Origin of the sequence: Streptomyces atratus, assembly GCF_014648655.1 — a bacterium.
Taxonomy (GTDB): Bacteria; Actinomycetota; Actinomycetes; order Streptomycetales; family Streptomycetaceae; genus Streptomyces; species Streptomyces atratus.
The window spans coordinates 1-1,269 of record NZ_BMRN01000184.1 but is presented as its reverse complement, the minus strand read 5'-3'; the positions used below and the strand labels follow the sequence as shown (position 1 = coordinate 1,269).

Here is a 1,269-nt window from a genome sequence, read left to right as displayed (position 1 = left end):
GTCAGGTAGAGAATACCGAGGCGTTCGGGTGAACTATGGTTAAGGAACTCGGCAAAATGCCCCCGTAACTTCGGGAGAAGGGGGGCCATCACTGGTGATTGGATTTACTCCATGAGCTGGGGGTGGCCGCAGAGACCAGCGAGAAGCGACTGTTTACTAAAAACACAGGTCCGTGCGAAGCCGTAAGGCGATGTATACGGACTGACGCCTGCCCGGTGCTGGAACGTTAAGGGGACCGGTTAGCTGACTTTCGGGTCGGCGAAGCTGAGAACTTAAGCGCCAGTAAACGGCGGTGGTAACTATAACCATCCTAAGGTAGCGAAATTCCTTGTCGGGTAAGTTCCGACCTGCACGAATGGCGTAACGACTTCTCGACTGTCTCAACCATAGGCCCGGTGAAATTGCACTACGAGTAAAGATGCTCGTTTCGCGCAGCAGGACGGAAAGACCCCGGGACCTTTACTACAGTTTGATATTGGTGTTCGGTTCGGCTTGTGTAGGATAGGTGGGAGACTTTGAAGCAGCCACGCCAGTGGTTGTGGAGTCGCCGTTGAAATACCACTCTGGTCGTGCTGGATGTCTAACCTGGGTCCGTGATCCGGATCAGGGACAGTGTCTGATGGGTAGTTTAACTGGGGCGGTTGCCTCCTAAAGAGTAACGGAGGCGCCCAAAGGTTCCCTCAGCCTGGTTGGCAATCAGGTGTTGAGTGTAAGTGCACAAGGGAGCTTGACTGTGAGACCGACGGGTCGAGCAGGGACGAAAGTCGGGACTAGTGATCCGGCAGTGGCTTGTGGAAGCGCTGTCGCTCAACGGATAAAAGGTACCCCGGGGATAACAGGCTGATCTTCCCCAAGAGTCCATATCGACGGGATGGTTTGGCACCTCGATGTCGGCTCGTCGCATCCTGGGGCTGGAGTCGGTCCCAAGGGTTGGGCTGTTCGCCCATTAAAGCGGTACGCGAGCTGGGTTTAGAACGTCGTGAGACAGTTCGGTCCCTATCCGCTGTGCGCGTAGGAATATTGAGAAGGGCTGTCCCTAGTACGAGAGGACCGGGACGGACGAACCTCTGGTGTGCCAGTTGTCCTGCCAAGGGCATGGCTGGTTGGCTACGTTCGGAAAGGATAACCGCTGAAAGCATCTAAGCGGGAAGCCTGCTTCGAGATGAGTATTCCCACCAACTTGATTGGTTAAGGCTCCCAGTAGACGACTGGGTTGATAGGCCAGATGTGGAAGCCCGGTAACGGGTGGAGCTGACTGGTACTAATAGG

General features: G+C 55.3%; 1 rRNA gene. It reads left to right on the top strand.

Features of this window, described 5'->3' with window-relative positions:
- Positions 1-1,269, top strand: a 23S ribosomal RNA gene (locus IEZ15_RS43980); the annotation flags it as partial.